General features: G+C 74.9%; 16 protein-coding genes. All 16 read right to left on the bottom strand.

Annotation, left to right across the window (positions count from 1 at the left end; genetic code table 11):
• Positions 1-43: 43 nt before the first annotated feature.
• Positions 44-505: a carboxymuconolactone decarboxylase family protein gene (locus tag DMB42_RS20515; RefSeq protein ID WP_125636586.1), complete on the bottom strand. Its 462-nt coding sequence runs from the start codon at positions 503-505 to the stop codon at positions 44-46.
• Positions 505-1,302, bottom strand: a complete 798-nt coding sequence (locus tag DMB42_RS20510) for a class I SAM-dependent methyltransferase (RefSeq protein WP_125636585.1) — start codon at positions 1,300-1,302, stop codon at positions 505-507. Before DMB42_RS20510 ends, DMB42_RS20515 begins: the two co-directional genes overlap by 1 nt.
• Positions 1,299-2,960, bottom strand: coding sequence for a class I adenylate-forming enzyme family protein (locus tag DMB42_RS20505; RefSeq protein WP_125636584.1), 1,662 nt, complete (start codon positions 2,958-2,960; stop codon positions 1,299-1,301). Before DMB42_RS20505 ends, DMB42_RS20510 begins: the two co-directional genes overlap by 4 nt.
• Positions 2,961-4,685 carry a CoA transferase gene (locus DMB42_RS20500; RefSeq protein ID WP_125636583.1) on the bottom strand — a complete coding sequence of 575 codons (1,725 nt, stop codon included), beginning with the start codon at positions 4,683-4,685 and terminating at the stop codon, positions 2,961-2,963.
• Positions 4,676-6,283, bottom strand: a complete 1,608-nt coding sequence (locus DMB42_RS20495) for a class I adenylate-forming enzyme family protein (protein WP_260477814.1) — start codon at positions 6,281-6,283, stop codon at positions 4,676-4,678. Before DMB42_RS20495 ends, DMB42_RS20500 begins: the two co-directional genes overlap by 10 nt.
• A gap of 10 nt (positions 6,284-6,293) precedes the next feature.
• Positions 6,294-7,571 (bottom strand): NAD(P)/FAD-dependent oxidoreductase, encoded by a 1,278-nt coding sequence (locus DMB42_RS20490; protein WP_125636582.1) that lies wholly within the window; start codon positions 7,569-7,571, stop codon positions 6,294-6,296.
• Entirely contained in the window at positions 7,568-8,494 is a 927-nt protein-coding gene (locus DMB42_RS20485; RefSeq protein ID WP_125636581.1) for a UbiA family prenyltransferase, read from the bottom strand. The genes DMB42_RS20490 and DMB42_RS20485 overlap by 4 nt, the downstream gene beginning before the upstream one ends.
• Positions 8,491-9,630 (bottom strand): DegT/DnrJ/EryC1/StrS aminotransferase family protein, encoded by a 1,140-nt coding sequence (locus DMB42_RS20480; protein WP_125636580.1) that lies wholly within the window; start codon positions 9,628-9,630, stop codon positions 8,491-8,493. The genes DMB42_RS20485 and DMB42_RS20480 overlap by 4 nt, the downstream gene beginning before the upstream one ends.
• Positions 9,627-10,829: a DegT/DnrJ/EryC1/StrS aminotransferase family protein gene (locus tag DMB42_RS20475; RefSeq protein ID WP_260477813.1), complete on the bottom strand. Its 1,203-nt coding sequence runs from the start codon at positions 10,827-10,829 to the stop codon at positions 9,627-9,629. Before DMB42_RS20475 ends, DMB42_RS20480 begins: the two co-directional genes overlap by 4 nt.
• Before the next feature lie 166 nt (positions 10,830-10,995).
• Positions 10,996-11,523 carry an EF-hand domain-containing protein gene (locus DMB42_RS20470; protein ID WP_125636578.1) on the bottom strand — a complete coding sequence of 176 codons (528 nt, stop codon included), beginning with the start codon at positions 11,521-11,523 and terminating at the stop codon, positions 10,996-10,998.
• 174 nt (positions 11,524-11,697) lie between these two features.
• Entirely contained in the window at positions 11,698-12,156 is a 459-nt protein-coding gene (locus tag DMB42_RS20465) for a DUF6917 domain-containing protein (protein WP_125636577.1), read from the bottom strand.
• On the bottom strand, positions 12,153-13,073 hold the full coding sequence (locus DMB42_RS20460; RefSeq protein WP_125636576.1) for a Gfo/Idh/MocA family protein: 921 nt from the start codon (positions 13,071-13,073) through the stop codon (positions 12,153-12,155). The genes DMB42_RS20465 and DMB42_RS20460 overlap by 4 nt, the downstream gene beginning before the upstream one ends.
• Positions 13,070-14,236: an Ldh family oxidoreductase gene (locus DMB42_RS20455; RefSeq protein WP_125636575.1), complete on the bottom strand. Its 1,167-nt coding sequence runs from the start codon at positions 14,234-14,236 to the stop codon at positions 13,070-13,072. The genes DMB42_RS20460 and DMB42_RS20455 overlap by 4 nt, the downstream gene beginning before the upstream one ends.
• A complete protein-coding gene (locus DMB42_RS20450; RefSeq protein ID WP_125636574.1) occupies positions 14,233-15,519 on the bottom strand; it encodes a M20/M25/M40 family metallo-hydrolase in 1,287 nt (428 codons plus the stop codon). Before DMB42_RS20450 ends, DMB42_RS20455 begins: the two co-directional genes overlap by 4 nt.
• Positions 15,509-16,357, bottom strand: a complete 849-nt coding sequence (locus DMB42_RS20445) for a sugar phosphate isomerase/epimerase (RefSeq protein ID WP_221762262.1) — start codon at positions 16,355-16,357, stop codon at positions 15,509-15,511. The genes DMB42_RS20450 and DMB42_RS20445 overlap by 11 nt, the downstream gene beginning before the upstream one ends.
• Positions 16,338-17,360, bottom strand: a complete 1,023-nt coding sequence (locus tag DMB42_RS20440; protein WP_221762261.1) for an oxidoreductase — start codon at positions 17,358-17,360, stop codon at positions 16,338-16,340. Before DMB42_RS20440 ends, DMB42_RS20445 begins: the two co-directional genes overlap by 20 nt.
• Positions 17,361-17,391 lie beyond the last annotated feature (31 nt).

The following is a 17,391-nucleotide window of genomic DNA, read 5'->3' as shown; positions in this document are numbered from 1 at the left end:
CCCTCCGTACGGGAGACACGCCCCGATCACGCCACGGCGGCCCCTACCCTGCGGGCGGGGCTACGGGCGGGGCGGCAGGCGGGGCGGGCGGGGCGGCGGCGATCGCGACGCGGTTCCAGGCGTTGATGGCGGCGATCGTCCACAGCAGGTGGGCCAGCCGGGTCTCGTCGAAGTGCTCGCGGGCCGCGGCGAACACCTCCTCCGGCACCCCCGCCTCCTCGATCCTGGTCATCGACTCGGTCAGCTCCAGCGCCGCGCGTTCGGGCCCGGTGAACAGCGGGCTGTCCCGCCAGAGGGCGAGCGTGCGCAGGCGGGCCTCGTCCTCACCCGTCTCCAGGGCGGCCCTGGTGTGCAGGCCGAGGCAGAGCGCGCAGCCGTTGAGCTGCGAGGCGCGTACGCGGACCAGCTCGGCGAGCCCGGGATCCAGCTCCCGGCTCGCGGCGGCGTCGAACCGGGCCATCGCGGAGTGCACGCCGGGCGCGGCGCCATGGAGATCGATGCGCATCACGCCACCTCCAGCGGACGGCGGCCCTGCACGGAGTAGACCACGCACGAGGTGGCGCGGAAACCTGGGTGGGCCATCAGCGCCCGTACGTCGGCGAGCTGCCGGTCGGTCATGCCCTCCTCGGCGAACCGGTCACGCAGTTGCCGCGTGTGGTGGGCGACCAGCCGCGCGCCGGGCGAGCACGCGTCCCACAGCTCGACCCTGGGCCGCGGGTCGACGTCGGTCAGCCCGGCCCTCCGCATCGCCGCCGCGGCGTTCCGTCCCCAGGCCACGTCGACGCCGGCGCGCGTCATCACCCGGATCTTCGCCCGCATGAACGTCTCGTACAGCTCGGCCGCGCCGGGGTCGGGCATCAGCAACCCGGGTCCGTACGTGATGTCGAACTCGTCGAGCTGCAACACCCCGCCCGGCCTGAGCGCGCGGACGAGCCGGTCGAGCACGGCCAGCCGCTCCGGCAGGAGCAGCAACACCAGCCGCGCGTGGACCACGTCGAACGCGGCCTCCGGCAGCGGGTCGCGGACGACGTCGTGCCGGATCACCTCCAGCCCGGGTGCGACGGGCTCGAAGGCGGGCTCGATGTCGGTGGCCAGCACGCTCCCGGCCGCCCCGACCCGCCGGGCCAGCCACTCCGCCACGCTGCCGCCGCCCGCGCCCACCTCCAGGCACCGCATGCCGGGGCCGACACCGGCTTCGGCCAGGCGTTCGAGGGTCATCGGGTCGTAGGCCAGCTCCAGGCAGCGGTGTTGCTCCGCCACATGGTCGCGGCGGTCGCCGAACACGTACGCGGCCCGGCTCATCGGCTGCTCCTCATCGGCGTACGCGGGACGGGCACCGCCGACCGGGCGGCCATGCGGGCCAGGGTTGCCGCGCAGACCTTGCCGGTCGGGCCGAGCGGGAGTTCGGGCAGCCAGAGGAAACGTTCGGGGAGTTTGCGCCGGTCCAGGCCGCGTTCCTCGCGCAGGTAGGCGATCAGCTCGGCGGGGGACGGCGGGCTGACGCCCGCTCTCGTGGACACGCAGGCGCACATCCGCTCCCCCATGTCGTCGTCCGGAACCGGGACGCAGAAGGCGTCGGCGACGTCGGGATGGGTGCTGAGCTCGCGTTCGACCTCGGCCGGGGAGATGCTGAGCCCGCCGCGGATCACCACGCGCTTGATCCGGTCGAGGACCCAGAGGGTGCCGTCGGGGTCGAGGCGGCCCAGGTCCCCGGTGCGTACCCAGCCACCGGGGGCGCGGTAGCGGTCGTCCAGGTCGGGGGCGGCGACGTAGCACAGCGGGGTCATCGGGCCCAGCGCCCAGATCTCGCCCGCCTCGCCGGGCGGCAGCGCGTGCCCGTCGGCGTCCCTGACGGTGATCTCGGCCACGGCGGGATCGGGGGTTCCGGCCAGCCCGGGGGCCCACTGGCCGGGGGTGCGGCCGGTGTGGCAGTTGACGCCGTCGGTGGAGCCGTACACGTTGACGAGCGGCACGCCGAAGCGGCGGGAGCACGCCTGCCTGGCCTCGCCCTGCAGGGGCTGGGCGCTGGTGACGACGCGGCGCAACGACGACAGGTCGGCCTCGGTCTCCGCGTCGGCCATGCGGCGCAACATCGTCGGTACGCCGTACAGGTGGGTGGGCCGGTGGCGCTCCACGGCGCCCAGGCCGTCGGCGGCGTCGAAGCGCGAGCGCAGTACGAGGGTGCCGCCGTGGCGGGCCAGCAGGACGGAGGTCCCGCAGGAGCCGTACGAGGAGGCCAGGGAGACCAGCAGCAGGTTGCGCGTGGGCCCGTCCTCGCCCAGTACGGCCCGCAGGTAGGCGCCCCGGCCGCCGGCCATGGCGTTGTGGGAGTAGGCGACCATCTTCGGCTCGGACTCGGTGCCGGACGACAGCAGGATGCGGGCCGGCCACTCGGCGGGCGGGCACGCGGGCCGCCACCCGCGTACGTCCTGATCGTCCACCTCGTCGAGCGAGCGCGTGCCCGGCGTGGGGGCGCCGAACGTCCACGTCTCCTCCACGTACGGCAGCCCTGCCCGCAACCCCATGGCCAGCTCGGGAACGGTGATCAACGCGGCCGCCCTGGACCGGTTCAGCAGCCCGGTGACGTCACGCCGTCCCCGCGTGTGCGGGATGGGCAGGGCCACCGCGCCGACGGCGGCGACCGCCAGCTCGGCCACGACCGCGTCGCGCCCGTTGGGCAGCAGGACGGCGACGATGTCGGCCGGCCCGCGCCCGGCGGCGGCCAGGGCGGCGGCGGCCCGGCGTACGCGGGCGGCCAGCGCGGCGAAGTCGAGAGAGCCGGTCTCGTCGGCGACCGCCTCCCGCTCCGGCGTCCGCCGGACGTGCTCGCTGAACAGGCTGTACAGGTCCAGATCGGGGCACAGGCCGCGCGCGGTCCACTCCGCGCGCAGACTTCTGGGTACGCGGTCGGCCAGGACGATCCCGTTGCCGGACGTCCAGGGCAGGGGGTCGGTACGCATCTAAGGGGCCTCCTCGGGGTGGGCGGCTGGGGCGAACGTCCAGGGGGCACGGCTGTAGACGGCGTGGGGAGTGTGGTCGAGCACGTCGGCGAAGGCGGGATCGTGGGCCATGACCGCCAGATCCGTGACGGTCACGGCATTCAGCGGGCCGGCGGCGGCCGGGGCGGCCGTCGCGCGCAGGAGGCGGGCCGCGTCGATGAGCGCCGTCTCGGCGCGTACGCCGGTGCCGGTGCGGGCGCGGGCCACCAGGGCGGCGACGACGGCCTCGGCGCTGATGAGCGCGCCCAGCACGTCGGTCAGCGTCATCAGCGACGGCGCCGCCACCTCGCCGGGCCCCGCCAGCAGCGCCGCCACCCCGCTGTACGCCTGCACCAGGTAGTCGGTGCCCATCGGCTGCGGCGGGGGCAGCGCCTCCGCCCATCCACCGGCCTGCGCGTAGACCAGGGACGGCCGGACGGGCGCGAGGTCGTCATGGTCCAGCCCGTACGCGCCGGCCCGGCCGGGCGGCCAGTTGTGCAGGAACACGTGCGCATCGGCGACCAGGCGCAGCGCGGCCCGCCGTCCCGCCCCGGACTTGAGGTCGGCTTCGAGGGCACGTTTGCCCCGGTTGAGCGCGAGGAAGCGGGCCGAGGTCGGTCCCGCCATGGGCGGCACGCCGCGCAGCGGATCGCCGCCGGGCGGCTCCAGCCGTACGACGTCGGCGCCGAGCAGCCCGAGTACGTGCCCGGCGAGCGGCCCCTGAACCCGGTTGGTGGACTCCACGACGAGCAGCCCGGCCAGCGGGCGGCGGACGTTCCGGGCGAGCGGCGGCAGGGCCGGCCCGGCGACGCCGCTCAGCCCGCGCAACCGCCACGGGGAGGCGGGAGCGGGTACGAGCGGCGCGTCGGCGGCCCGTACGGGAAGAACGCTCACCCCACACTCCGCACCGGCGGCCACCACGTCCGGGAACCGCACGGCGGCGGCCACGTCCACCAGCTCGGACGGCAACACGCAGGTCGCGGTCGCGAACCGCTGCTGGAACGCCGGCCAACCGACCGCCACGGCCCTCGACCCGGCCCCCAGAACGGCCCAGAACCTCAGCCAGCGTTCCGCCTCGAACGTCTCGACCTCGAACCACACCCCGTCCGCGGCCCGGAACGGCGGCCTCCCGTGCCCCTCGCGCGCGGCGCGGGGGAAGGGCGGGTCGGAGCGTTCGCCGGTGGCGACGGCGAGGTACTGGGTGAGCGCGAGCAGCGCCGCCTGCGCGACCGACGTACGCACCGCCAGGGCGGTTCCGCCGCGCAGCAGCGCGAGCAGCGCCGCCGTGAGCGCCTGGGCGGTGAGCACCCCCGCGCACACCGACGCGTAGTCCAGCCGCAACGCGCGCGGCCGGCCGGACGCCCGCCCGTGCACGTGGGCGATCCCGCAGGCCGCCTGTACGTCACGCTCGTTCGCCATCGGCACGCCCACCGGCCCCGACCAGGAGATCCCGCACTCCGGCAGCGCCTCCCCCGGCCCGCCGAACGGCGCCGCCGCGACCCCCAGCCACCCGGCGGGCGCCCCGGCGGGCGGCGGCGTGCCGTCGGCCCCGACCTCGCACCCCAGCGCGCGCAGCCGCTCGACGGCCACCCGCAACGCGAGCGAGCCCCCGCGCGTCCGCACCACCACCCCCGCCAGCGGCCGATCGACGACCGCACGCTCGCCCACGCCCCCGGCGACGACCCACGACCCCGCCGTCACGTCCATCGCCCCGTCCCGTACGTGTCCGGGACCTCGCCCAGGAGTTCGCGCAGCGCCGTCCTGCGGACCTTGCCCGTGCCGGTACGGGGCACCTGCTCCCAGGTCAGCACGACGGGATCGGCCAGCTCGGGCAGGTCGGCCACGGCCCGCCGCCAGGCGTCCTGGTCGAGCCCGCCGTCATCGGTGACCACGACCGGCACCGAGGGCCGCCCGGGAACGCCGAGGATCACGCACTCCAGCACCCCGGGCAGCCGGTCGTCGATCACGTCCTCCAGCTCGACGCAGCTCGCGCCTGGGATCGTGTCGGTCTCCCGGTCCACGAACCGCACCCGCCCGGTACGGCTCAGCGCGCCCACGTCCCCGGTGTGCCACCACTGCCCGAGCCGCTTGCCGAGCCACCGTTCCTGCTCCCCGACGTACCCCAGGCACAACGCCTTGGTACGGCACACCACCAGCCCGCTCGCCCCCCGGCGCACCGGACGCAACGTCTCGCGGTCGACCACCCGCAACCGGGTGCGCGTGGGCACCGGACGCCCGAGGTCGCGGGTCGTGGGATGCCGTTCGTCGCCGTCGGCCATGGCCTTGCGGGTGAGCAGGCGGAAGGTCAGCGGCCCGGTCTCGCTCTGCCCCCAGCCCTGCATCCACACCGGCCGCCGATGCCGGGTGGCGCCCAGGAACGTACGAACGGTGGGCGGGTGCATGGCGTCGAACGTGCTGATGAACAGGCGTACCCGCTCGAACGGGTTGCCCTCGCCGAGCGCCCGCCGCTGCCATCGCACGTACGTGGCGGGCAGCGCCTCCAAAGTCGTGGGCCGGTGGCGGGCCAGGAACGGGCCGGCCTCGTCCCAGCCGGGGGCCGAGACCGCGAGCAGCTTGGCGGGGCCCAGCCACAACACGCTCGCGGTCCAGGCCAGGGCCCGCCCGTGCGCGAAGGAGATGGCGCTGCCCACGACGTCGTCCGGACGGCTGCCCAGCAGCGGCCACCGGTGTGCCTCGAACCCGGCCAGGCGGCGCAGCAGCGTACGGGTGGAGTGCACGACGAGCTTGGGCACCCCGGTCGTCCCCGAGGTGTGCACGACGGCCAGCGGGTCGTCCGGGGCGGGCCGGTGCACCGGCGGCGCGGCCCAGCCGCGTACGTCGTCCAGGGACAGCAGGCCGTCGGCCGTGCCGTCGATGACCAGCGTACGCGGGGCCTGCCAGGCCAGGCCGGGCGCGGCGGCGAGGGCCTTGTCGGTGACGAGGAGCGCCGGCTCCAGCCGTTTGAGCAGGATCTCCAGCACGTCGGGCGCCAGGTGCGCGGACAGCGAGGCGGGCACCGCCCCGATGCGCGCGGCGGCGCAGGACAGCAGCACGTAGTCCCAGTGGTTGCGCTTGACGATGGCGACCCGGTCGCCGCGGCGCACCCCGGCGGCGGCCAGCCAGCCGGCAGCCTCACCAACCAGATCCGCCAAGTCCGAAATTTCGAGATCGGTTCCAAGATGGGGGGCGATGTCCAGAGGGCGGCTCACGTGCACGCCGGTGCTGCGGTCGCGCTCGGCGAGGTCGTCGAACAGGGTGCCCAGGTCGATGGGTCGGTTGAAGAAGGCCATCAGCTCTCTCTCCATGCGGGTGGGTCTAGGTGAGGCGGGCGAGCACCCGTGCCGCCGTCCGCTCCGCGGCGGCGACCGCGCCTTCGCTGCACGGCCGCAGCGCGACCCAGTCGCCGGCGTACTCGACCGCCGAGCCCGGCCGGCCCTCGAACGCGGCCCGCAACGCCAGGGCGCGCGGCGTCGCCTCCGGCAGCCCGTACGGGAACCGGTGCACGTGGAAGCGGGCGACCCGGGAGGCCAGCCCGGGGACGAACCGCTCGGCCCGTCCGACGAGCTGGTCGGCCACCTTCTCGTCGCGCTCGCCCATGAGCGTGGCGGTGCCGTACGGCGAGGTGATGAGCGAGATCAGCCCGCGTCCGGCGGGAGCGCGGCCGGGATGCTTACGGTGGTCGGCGGTGATCACGTTGAGCACGGGATCCTCGGTCGCCGGGACGAGCGTGGCGAAACCACGCCAACCTGCCGCCGCCGGCCGGTTGAGCACCAGGCTGAGCCGCAACATGGGCGCGTACGTGCACGCCTCCAGGTACGCGCGCTCGTCCGGCGGGGCGCCGGGGTGCAGCCGGGCCGCCACGGGCGCGGGAACGGCCAGGACCGCCGCCCGCGCGGTCACGCTCCCCCGTGGCGACTCCAGCCGCACCCCTCCCGGGCACGTGACCACCCCGGTCACCTCGTGCCCGGTGACCACGTCGAGCCCGACGGCGAGGGCACGGGCCAGGGAGTCCATGCCGTCGCGGTAGGTGTGCCAGGTGTTCGTGCTCCCGGCGGTCGTCAGGTGCTCGGCGAACACGGCCGCGGCCGAGCGGCGCGGGTCCCAGCCGAAGAACCCGGCGACCAGCGGCTCGACGAGAAACTCGCGCAGGTCGGGATGGTACTTGCCGACCAGGTCGGCGACGGTGGTGGCGGGGCCGGGGCGGCGGCGGGCCAGGCGGAGCCGCAGGCGTACCAGGTCGAGTCGGGCGCGCGGCGGCAGGCCCGCGCCGGTGAGCAGCCCGAGCGGGCGGCCGACATGCGGGTGGACCCGTCCGTCGCGCCAGACGCCCAGGGCGTCACACACTCTCGGGACGGCGTCCGCGTCCAGGCCGACCGCCCTGATGAGCCGCCAGGTGGCCGGGTAGCCGGCCGCGGACGGCAACATCTCGGCGCCGGTGTCGATCAGGCAGCCCCGCGCCCGCAGGGTGCGCATCCGCCCGCCCACGGCCTCGTCCGACTCCAGGACGCGCACCGTGAGCCCGGCCCGGTCCAGCGCGTACGCGGTCGCGAGGCCCGCCGGTCCGGCCCCCACCACCGCGACGTCCACGTTCATGCGAGGACCAGGTTCGACAGGATCAGCACGGTGACGGTGACACGATGGGTGCGGATCGCCACGCGCCGGGCCCGCAGCACGTCACCGCGTACGAAGCCGATCACGAGCTGGGCCACGCGCAGCGCGACGAGCGGCACGAGCACGCCGAGGAACCACCAGGGCGCGACCCCGGCGGCCACGGCCCCCAGGACGAGCAGGCTCTCGGCCGCGCTCACCGCGGTGACGAATGCGGCGTTGACCCGCGGGGACGTGCGTGCCGCCACGGTGAACCGCCCGGCCTTCCGGTCCCCCAGGGCGTCGTTGGTGTTGGAGTAGAGCCCGAAGATCATCGGCCCGAGCCCGAACAACACCGCCTGCACCGCCACGAACCCGCTCGCCTGCCCCGTCAGCAGCCCGTACGGCACCAGCACCCACCCCACGCCGAGCCCGACGAGGAACAGCTCCTGGAACCCCCGGTAGCTGAGCTTGAGCCCCCACGAGTACTGCACGGCCGCGACCACGCACGCCGCCGCCGACACGACCACCCACACGGGCGTGTACGGCGCGGCGGCCACGACCGCGGCCCAGACAACCACGCTGACCACGGTCGCCGCCCAGGCGAAACGCAGCGCCTGCGGCTCGGTGAGCGTGCCGGCGACCAGCGGTTTACGGGCGAGTCTGCGCCGAGCGGCGTCGGAGGAGTAGTTGGCCGCGTCGCTGCCGTCGCGGTGACCGGTGATGTCGTCGAACCCGACCATCGCCGCCACCACGGCCGCCTCGGCGATGAGCACCGCGAGGAGCATCCCGACCGGGTACGGCTGCCACCGCGCGGCCGGCGTCAGCAGCGACCACACCAGCGGCAGGCCCAGGTAGTAGTCGTAGATGTCGAGCTTGGCGAGCCGTGCGTAGGGCCCGAGGCCGCGGCTGACCACCTGGTCGGTCATGGGTCCTCCTGCGGGGAGCTGTGGGCGAACGCGCAGACCGTGTCGGCGATCCGTTCGACCTCGACGTCGGCGAGCTGCGGGTAGAGCGGCAGCGACAGGGTGCGCCGGGCGGCCGACTCGGCCACCGGCCAGGTCGCGCCGGGGGGTGCGTACCGGGCGAAGGCGGGCTGGGCGGGCAGCGGGCGCGGGTAGTAGACATGGGTGGCGATGTCGTGTGCGGCCAGGTGTGCCGCCAGCGCGTCACGCTGCTCGGTGAGCACGGTGTAGACGTAGTGGAACCGCCCGTCCCCTCCTACGGGCGGTGCCACGATCCCGCGTTCCGTCAGGGGCGCGAAACGGCGGGAGTAGTAGGAGGCGATCTCGGCGCGGCGCGACAGGCGGTCGTCCAGCCCGGCGAGCCGGTGGAGCTGGAAGGCCGCCATCACCTCGTCGAAGCGGCTGTTGTAGCCGACGCGGTGGTGGTGGAAGCGCTGTGTGCCGTCCTGGCCGTGGTTGCGCAGCACTCGTACGTGTGCCGCGAGCGCCGGGTCGTCGGTGATCACCACCCCGCCCTCCCCCGGCATCCCGAACGTCTTGACCTGCACGAACGAGTAGACGCCCGCGTCCCCCCAGCGCCCGGCGGGCCGCCCGCCGAGAGTGCCGCCCTGGGCGAGCGCGGAGTCCTCGACCAGCCACAGCCCTAACCGGTCGGCCAGCTCGCGAAAGCGCGGCATGTCGGCCATCACGGAGAACATGTGAGCCGGCATCACCGCCTTGGTACGCACGGTGACCAGCGACTCGGCGGCGGCCGGATCGGCGGTCATCGTGACCGGGTCGATGTCGGCGAAGACCGGCCGCGCCCCGGCGCCGACGACGGTGGCGGCCAGCGGGGCACAGCCGAAGGCGGGCACGACGACCTCGTCGCCGGGGCCCACGCCCATGGCGGCGAGCACGAGGGTGAGCGCCGACGTGCCGCTGGAGCAGGCCACGACGTCGGCCGCGCCGAGCCGCCGCCGCAGCTCGTGCTCGAAGCGCGCGGTCTGCTCGCCGAGGATGAACTTCTGGTCGTCGCAGGTGCCGACGGCGTAGACGGTCTTCAGCAGCGCCGCCCGGTCGTGCTCGAACAGGTCGGCGGCGAAGAAGGGCACGCGGGTCATCCCGGCCGCCCCCGGTAGAAGCCGGCGACCTCGTCGCACACCCGGTCGGCGTCGGCGTCGGACAGGTCGGGGTAGAGCGGCAGGGCCAGCGCCCGCGCGCAGACCGCCTCGGCCCTCGGAAAGTCGCCCCGCGCGTGGCCCAGATGGGAGAAGCACGGCTGCAGGTGCAGCGGGACGGGGTAGTAGATCTCGGTGCCGATGCCCCTCGCGGCCAGGTGGGCCGCCAGGGCGTCGCGGGACTCGACCTCGACGAGGTAGACGTAGCAGACCCGGTTGCCGCCCGGGTGCGGCGGCACCGCGCCCGGCACGGCCAGCACGCCGGGCACCTCGCGCAGCCGCGCGTCGTAGCGGGTGGCCAGCTCGGACCGGCGGGCGATGCCGGCGTCGAGCCCGGCCAGCTTGGCCAGCAGGACGGCGGCCTGGAGGTCGTCCATCTTGCTGTTGCAGCCGGACAGGACCGTGGGGTTGGCGATGCCGGGGAAGTGGTCGAGGGTGCGCCCGGCGCGGCCGTGGTGGCGCAGCGCCCGCGCGGTCTCGGCGATGTCGTCGTCGTCGGTGAGCAGCGCCCCGGCGTCGCCGATCGCGCCGAGGGTCTTGGAGGGGAAGAACGACAAGACGCCGCCCGCGCCGACGAGCCCGGCGTGTGTGCCGTCCAGGCGCATGCCGATGGCCTCGGCGCTGTCCTCCAGCACGGTCAGGCCACGCCGCCGGGCGACCTCGCACACGCCACGCAGGTCGGCCAGCCGGTCGAACAGGTGGGCCGGCATGACCATCCTCGTACGCTCCCCCGCCACGGAGTCGACGGAGGCCGGGTCGATGCCGTGACCGCGTTCCTCGATGTCGGCGAAGACCGGCACGCCGCCGGCCAGCACGACGGAGCTGGCGGTGGCGATGAAGCTGTAGGCGGGCACCACGACCTCGTCGCCGGGACGCAGACCGGCCGCGCGCAGCAGCAGCACCAGCGCGTCGGTCCCGGAGTTGACGCCGACGACGTGCGTCGCGCCGGTCCACAGGGCGAGCCGGCGTTCCAGCTCGGCGACCTTCGCGCCGTGGGAGAACTTGCCGCGGTCGAGCACGTCCACGCAGCCCGCGCGGATCTCCTTCCACAGCTCGTCGAACGTCGCGGCCTGGGAGAAGAAGGGGATGGGAGCGGCGGCGCCGGCTGGCGATCCCCCGGGAGGAAAGAGGGTTTTCTCCAAGGTTCCCGTCCTGGTGCGGTGGTGGGGGCGGGGCCGCCCGGGGATGCGGCCCCGGACGGCCCCTTTCGGGCGGAGCCGCCCGGGGAACATGCCCCGGACGGCCCTCTCGGCAGAGCCGCCCCGGAGATCGCGGCTCTGGGCGGCCCTTCGGCCTGCTCTGCCTAGATCACCGGCCGAGCAGTGGAATGTCGTTCTTGCCGAGGTGGTAGTCGCGGACCGCGTCGACCAGCTCGGAGACGGAGAGTCTGCCGGTGCCGTCGGTGTCCATCTGGCGGAACGCCTCGTCGGCGACGCCGCTGTCGAGCCCGATGGCGGCGAACCACTTCGCCATCTCGGAGGCGTCGACCTCACCGTCGCCGTCGCGGTCGAGTACGTTGACGATTGCCTGGATGGTCGGCCGTACGACCTGGCCGAACCCGGCGTCGCCCCTGCTGATGATCTCCCGCTCGGCGGCGCGGACGAACTGCTCCTGGTTCAGTCTCGACGCGCCCGCGGCCCCCGCCAGGTGGTCGAACATGGCCAGGTACGCCTGCTTGAGATCCTGCGCCTGGGGTGTGCCCTGCACGCCCAGGCCCTCGATGATGCCGTCGGCCTCGTGCTCGAAGTCGGAGCGCTCGATCGCCCCGGAGCCGTCGTTGTCCCAGAGCCGGAAGCGCTCTTCCAGCCGGCTGGTCGTCTTGGTGCCCGCAGCCATTGTCGTTCCTTTCATGACACGCGCCCGCCCACCGTCATCGGGATCACCGGGGGGATGGACGCGACCTCTCAAGCGGGGCTCGAAGGCAAGAGCTCCCACTACTGTGCGCAATCAACAGATTACCCTGTGTGACTATTGGTAAACCAGAGGTCACGGTAGGTAATCGAAACTCCTTCACAGGAGGGGCCAGCGGAAGACCTGGGCCCCGCCTTCCTCGGGTCCCTCGGGGAGGCTCTGGCTGAACACCAGCGGCTCGCCCGGCATCACCCCCACCTCCCGTCCGGTGGCGGCGGGGTCGGCGTGGATCAGCACGTTGTAGTGGTTGGGCAGGTGGCAGCCGTCGAAGCCGAGCAGCACCCCGACCCGCCGCCCGCCGATCCACACCTCGTCGCCGCGGTCGAGCACGCCGGCCGCGACGATCTCGGCGAAGCCCAGGAAGGCGACCCGGTCGATCCGGGCGCCCGCGTCGATCTCGGTGTGGTCGGTGGCCACCAGCTCGTGCACCTCGCCCGCGCGTACGCACCGGCTGGCGTGCGGTTCCAGCCGCATGCCACGGTCCTCCCTGCGGTGCACCAGCACCTTCAGCAGCGTCCCGGTGACCGCGGTCTTGGGGCCGTCCTCGTCGGGGTTCACGCGGCCCCCTGTCCGGCGCCGGTCTTCTCCAGGCGGTAGACGTCCTCGACGAAACGCAGGGCGGGCAGGCCGCCCTCGCCGTCGGGGGTGCCGTAGCGCACGCATCGTTCGTACGCGGCCAGCACCCCTTCGTACTCGTGCCACAGGGAGTTCTTGAAGCCGGCGTGGCCGGCCAGCATGTCGGCGTACAGGGTGCGGCCGCCCGTCAGGCGTACCTCCAGGTCCTTGCGTTCGCCCGGGTAGGACCAGTCGAGCAGGATCCGCGCGCGGACCGCGCCGGCGCGCAGCTCGATGTCCGCCTGCCGGTCGGCCCCCGTGGCGTCCCGGTCGACGTGCGCGGAGACGACGTCCGCCGGGCCGAGCAACATCTCGACCAGGTCGAACGCGTTGGGCCCGTTGTCGGCGACGCAGCCGCCGCCGCAGCGCCGGGCGTCGAGGTACCAGGAGTCGCCGCCCGCGTGCTCCTCGATGCGTTCCAGGTAGCGTACGGTCAGCTCTTCGACGCGGGCCCCCGCGCACGCGGCGCGCAGCCGCCCGACGGCGGAGTTGTAGCGCCGGTGGAAGGCGGTGAACAGCGGCACGCCGAGGTTCCCGGCCAGCTCCGCGAGCCGCCTGCCCTGGGCGACGTCGAGGGCGAGCGGCTTTTCCACGCAGACCGGGATCCGCCGTTCCAGGGCGTCGGCGCAGACGCGGGCGTGCAGGTCGTTGGGGACGGTGACCACGACGGCGTCGGGCCGTTCCTCGTCGAGCAGCCGCAGGTGGTCGTGGTAGCCGGGGACGCGGTGCCCCTCCAGGGCGCGCGGGTCGGTGTCGCAGACCGCGGCCAGCCGCAACCCAGGCGAGCTGTGCAGGGCCGCCAGGTAGAAACGCGAGATCACGCCGAGGCCGATGACCGCGACGCGCAGCCGGGCGCTCACCGCTCCACCACCGGGGCGGGGGCGTCGAGTCCGGTGGCCGCGGCGAGGTCCTTCAGCTCGGCGTACAGGTCGGCGCCGAGGGGGACGCCCGCGCGCCGGCGCTTCTCGGCCCGGCGATGCTCGTGCCAGCCGGGATAGCGCACCGGCAGGGCGGGGTCGGTGGGCGGGCAGCCGAGCAGCGCGCCGAACAGCGTGGCCGCGTCGCCGTCCACGCCCTCGCGCAGCGCGCCGGGCGCGAGGGCCAGGGCGAAGAAGCCGATGTCGTCGTCGCGCCCGTTCGGGCCGCCATCGCCGTCGTACGCGTCGGGGTGGGCGCCGAGCCCCGCGCCCGGCACCAGCGCGGCCAGCACCTCGACCGCCAGCCCCAGCCCGAAGCCCTTGTACTGCCCGGCCGCGCCGCCGAGCCAGAGCAGATGCGCCCGCCCCTCGTCGAAGGCCGCGGCGTCGGTCACGGGAGCGCCGTCGTCGCCGGCCAGCACCCCTTCGGGCAGTTCGGCGCCCTGCCGGGCGGCCTGCCTGACCCGGCCGGTGGCCGGGGCGGTGGTGCTCATGTCCAGCACGAACGGCGGGTGCTCGCCGGCGGGGGCGGCGACGCTGATCGGGTTGGTGCCGAGCATCGCGACCGCGCCGCCCGGTGGTCTGGCGATGCGCTGGCGGCCGCAGTTGCTCGCGACGACGCCGACCATGCCGTGCCCGACCGCCCGCAGCGCGTGGTGGCCGGCGCAGCCGAGGTGGGTGCCCTCGCGTACGGAGACCAGGCCCACGCCGTACGTCGCGGCGCGGGCGGCGGCGATCTCCATGGCCAGACCGGCGGCCCACAGGCCGAGCGCGCGGTTGGCGTCGAGCAGCACGGCCGCGCCGAGGTCGGCGAGCACGCGCGGCTCGGCCAGCGGATCGACCCGCCCCTCGTCGAACAGCGGCAGGTAGAGCCGGGTCAGGTTGACCAGCCCGTGCGAGCTCATGCCGACGAGGTCGCCGTAGCACAGCGCGCCGGCGGCCTCGCGGGCACGCTCGGGGGCCAGACCGCGGGTGGTGAACACGGCGGCGACGAAGTCCAGCAGGTCGTCGTGGCGCACCCGTACGGCCGCCCGTGCCGGCTCGGACTTCGGGAACAGCGGGTACGCGGGCGGCGACGCCGTCGCGGGTGAGGCAGTGGGGTTCATGTTCCTCGTCCAATCCTGTCGTCGGTGAAGGCGATCATCAGCCGGGCCACGGCGGCGGCGAACCCGGCGAGTTCGGCGGCCCGCGCGAACTCCCCTTCGGCATGGGCGTTGTTGGCGGCCAGGTCACCCGGCCCCAGGACGACCGTGCAGGCGCCCTCGACGCCCGCCATCCAGATGGCGTCGCAGGTGAACGCCGGTTCGCCGGTGGGCCAGGGCGGGATCCCGGCCCGGTCGCGCAGGAGCGCGTGCCCCCACGTGTCGCGGTCGTCGAGCACGGGCAGGCCGCGCTTGCGCCACTCCAACCGGGTGACGGACCTGGCGTCGCGGGCGGTCCTGGCGAACAACGCCGTGTCGCCGAAGGCCGCCTCGAACGCCGTGAGCCCGTCGTCCAGCGCCCGTGCCAGGTCCCGTTCCAGGCGGCGCCCGGCGTCCCGCGTGGCGTAGGGCAGGTTGAGCAGGAGGGAGCCGCGGCCGTAGACCTGGTTGTGGCGGGTGCCGGTGTGCAGGCCGGCCACGCACACGGTGTCGGGGTCGAGGGCCCTGGCCAGGTGCTGGGCCAGGAAACCGAGCAACACCGTGGCGTTGTGGCCGGCCGCCGGGCGGTCGTCCACGGCGTGCTCGCCGTCCACCGTGATCCGGGCGGTCGCGGCGGCCGTGCTGCGTGGCAGGAACCGTACTCCGGTGGGCTCGCAGAAGACGTTGAGCCGGCCGACGTAGCCGCGCTCGACGAGCGGCCGGGTGCCGAGCACGCCCATCGCGCCGCCCTCCTCGCCCGCGACGGCCTGGATCAGCACGCCGACCTCGCGCCCGATGGCCGGCCGGCACGCGCGCGCCGCCCGCAGCCCCGCCAGCAGCGCGACCGCCGGGCCCTTGGCGTCGATCGCGCCGCGGCCGTGGAAGCGCTCGCCGTCGAAGCCCGCCGGTCCGCCGCCCGCGACGGTGTCGAGATGCACGTTGAACATCACCGTGCGCGCGGCGGGCAGGCCGGGGCCCAGCCGCAGCACCAGGCTGGGCTGGTCGTCGAGGAATCCGGGCAGGTCGAGGGCTTCCCGTACGGGCGCGGGCACGTCGGGACGGTGAAGCTCGGCCGGGCGTACCGAGGTGTGCCGCACGGTGCGGAAGCCGAGCGGCGCGGCGGCCCGCGCGTACGCCTCCTGGGCCTCGCGCAACCGTGGCGGCGGTCCGGCCGGGCCGGTCGTCGGCGGGCTCGCCGTGGGCAGCCGCAGCAGCCTCAGCAGCAGGTCGCGCTCCGCCGCGTCGAGAGGCACGGCGTCAATGTCCATCGACCTGCCCCACCAGCCGTTCCAGCGCTCTCCCGTACCGGACGAACGCGGCCTGGTCACCGCGGCCGGGATCGCCGAGGTGGGGGCGCAGCCGCAGGTGCGGCTCGATGGACAGGGCACCGGCGTAACCGTGGGCGGCCAGCAGCCGCAGGCACTCCGCGACGCCCGCCCGCCCCTCGCCGGGCAGCACGTAGACGATCTCGCCGCCGGGGCCGGTCACCGCGTCCTTGACATGGACGTGCGCGACGTACGGGACGACCTCGCGCAACATCGGGGCGGCCGGGTAGCCGTGGGCGACGCCGTTGCCGATGTCGAACAGCAGCCGCAGCGCCGGGCTGCCGATCCCGGTCACCAGGTCGAGCATGCGGTCGGCGCGGTCGCCCGCCCAGCCGGCGCAGTTCTCGTGCACCAGCAGCAGGCCCGCGTCCTCGGCCCGGCGGGCCAGCTCGCGCAGCCGGTCGCGGACCCGCCGCCCCCACTCGGGCTCGGCCAGGCCGCCGGAGGGGAAGGACATGATCCGCACCAGCCGCGTGCCGAGCACCGGGCAGCGGCGCGCCAGCACGTCCAGCTCGGCGAGGTCGAGCGCGAAGTCGCCGGTCACCGGGCGCGACCAGTCGCCGATCTTCGAGGCAACCGCGACGACCTCGACCCGGGCCGCCCGCAACCGCCCGGCCGCGCGCAGGAACGCCCTCTCGCCCAGGCGGGCGACCGGCACGCCGTCGATCGTGCGCAGCTCCAGCCGGTTCCAGCCCAGCTCCCCCACGGCCGCGAGCTGGCCGTCGAGGTCGGGGGCGGCCTCGTCGCCTATTCCGGCCAGCTCAAGAGGTGGTGTCTGCACGCGGCGCCTCCTCCCGTCCGGGCTCGTGCGCCGCGCACAGGTCCTTGGCCTCGGTGAGCAGCCGTACGGCGTCCACCTGGACGGGCAGCGCGCCGGGCGAGCAGCGGGCACGGGCGTAGCGCCGGTAGGCGGCCAGCAGGAAGGCGGGCAGGGCGTCGTCGGCGAACACCGAACGCCGCTCGCCCTCGGCCGTCGCCACCCGGAGCTGGGCGGTGTGGTCGGCGTCGCTGCACGGGTAGTGGCCGGTGAGCGTGCCGCGCTCGAAGTGGAGGGTGATGCGCCGCTCCCGTACGGGCGAGGTCAGGTCGGAGTCGATCTCCGTACGCACGCCGGAGTAGTGGTCGAGCCGGAGCCTGGCGCGGCCGAGCCGGGGCAGCCGGAGGCGTTCGGTGACCATGTCCTCCCAGGACGCGCCGGAGATCCGGGCGCCGCCGGCCAGGCTGAGCACCACGGCGAGCGCGTGGGGCACCTCGATGTCGAAGGCCGTGGCCGCGTCGGGGCGGGCCGCGCTGCGGGTGAACCTGGGCTTGTTCTGCACGACCCGGATCTGCCGCAGCGGGCCGTACTCCTCGGCGTGCATCGCCGCGCGCAGGCGGCCGGTCAGCGTGCTGTCGAGCCAGTGGGTGGCGACGGTGAGGTCGAGGCCCCAGCGCCGGCGTACGCGGGCCACGGCCGCCAGCCCGACCAGGTCGAGCGCGAGCGGCTTCTCCACGATGAACTTGCGGTAGCCGAGCGGCGCCAGCCGGGCCAGCATGCCCGCCCGGACGTGCGGCGGGGTGCACAGGTGCACGACGGTCCGGTCGGGCGGGGCGAGCGTGGCGGCCTCCTCGGGCGACCCGGCCGTCACGGCTCCGCGTACGCCGCCGGGCGGCAGGAGCGGGTCGAGGACGACGACCGGGTCGGGCGCCAGCAGCCCGGGGGCCGCGGCGCGCACCTTGGCCAGGGACGGCAGATGCAGCCCTGCGCCGGACCTGCCCATCCCGACGATGAATGCGTGCAACATGCTGTCGAGCGCCTCTAATCCGTCGCGTTCT

Source organism: Nonomuraea sp. WAC 01424, assembly GCF_003947315.1.
Lineage (GTDB): Bacteria > Actinomycetota > Actinomycetes > Streptosporangiales > Streptosporangiaceae > Nonomuraea > Nonomuraea spiralis.
Note: the sequence above shows the minus strand (reverse complement) of the source record. Positions and strands in the feature narration are given on the sequence as shown.

Bases quoted from the DNA above. Each gene is read 5' to 3' on its own strand.
- DMB42_RS20480 (WP_125636580.1), bottom strand. From the start codon at position 9,630: ATGACCCGCGTGCCCTTCTTCGCCGCCGACCTGTTCGAGCACGACCGG.
- DMB42_RS20440 (WP_221762261.1), bottom strand. From the start codon at position 17,360: ATGTTGCACGCATTCATCGTCGGGATGGGCAGGTCCGGCGCAGGGCTG.
- DMB42_RS20470 (WP_125636578.1), bottom strand. From the start codon at position 11,523: ATGGCTGCGGGCACCAAGACGACCAGCCGGCTGGAAGAGCGCTTCCGG.
- DMB42_RS20500 (WP_125636583.1), bottom strand. From the start codon at position 4,685: ATGGACGTGACGGCGGGGTCGTGGGTCGTCGCCGGGGGCGTGGGCGAG.
- DMB42_RS20505 (WP_125636584.1), bottom strand. From the start codon at position 2,960: ATGCGTACCGACCCCCTGCCCTGGACGTCCGGCAACGGGATCGTCCTG.
- DMB42_RS20485 (WP_125636581.1), bottom strand. From the start codon at position 8,494: ATGACCGACCAGGTGGTCAGCCGCGGCCTCGGGCCCTACGCACGGCTC.
- DMB42_RS20455 (WP_125636575.1), bottom strand. From the start codon at position 14,236: ATGAACCCCACTGCCTCACCCGCGACGGCGTCGCCGCCCGCGTACCCG.
- DMB42_RS20490 (WP_125636582.1), bottom strand. From the start codon at position 7,571: ATGAACGTGGACGTCGCGGTGGTGGGGGCCGGACCGGCGGGCCTCGCG.
- DMB42_RS20510 (WP_125636585.1), bottom strand. From the start codon at position 1,302: ATGAGCCGGGCCGCGTACGTGTTCGGCGACCGCCGCGACCATGTGGCG.
- DMB42_RS20515 (WP_125636586.1), bottom strand. From the start codon at position 505: ATGCGCATCGATCTCCATGGCGCCGCGCCCGGCGTGCACTCCGCGATG.
- DMB42_RS20495 (WP_260477814.1), bottom strand. From the start codon at position 6,283: ATGGAGAGAGAGCTGATGGCCTTCTTCAACCGACCCATCGACCTGGGC.
- DMB42_RS20450 (WP_125636574.1), bottom strand. From the start codon at position 15,519: ATGGACATTGACGCCGTGCCTCTCGACGCGGCGGAGCGCGACCTGCTG.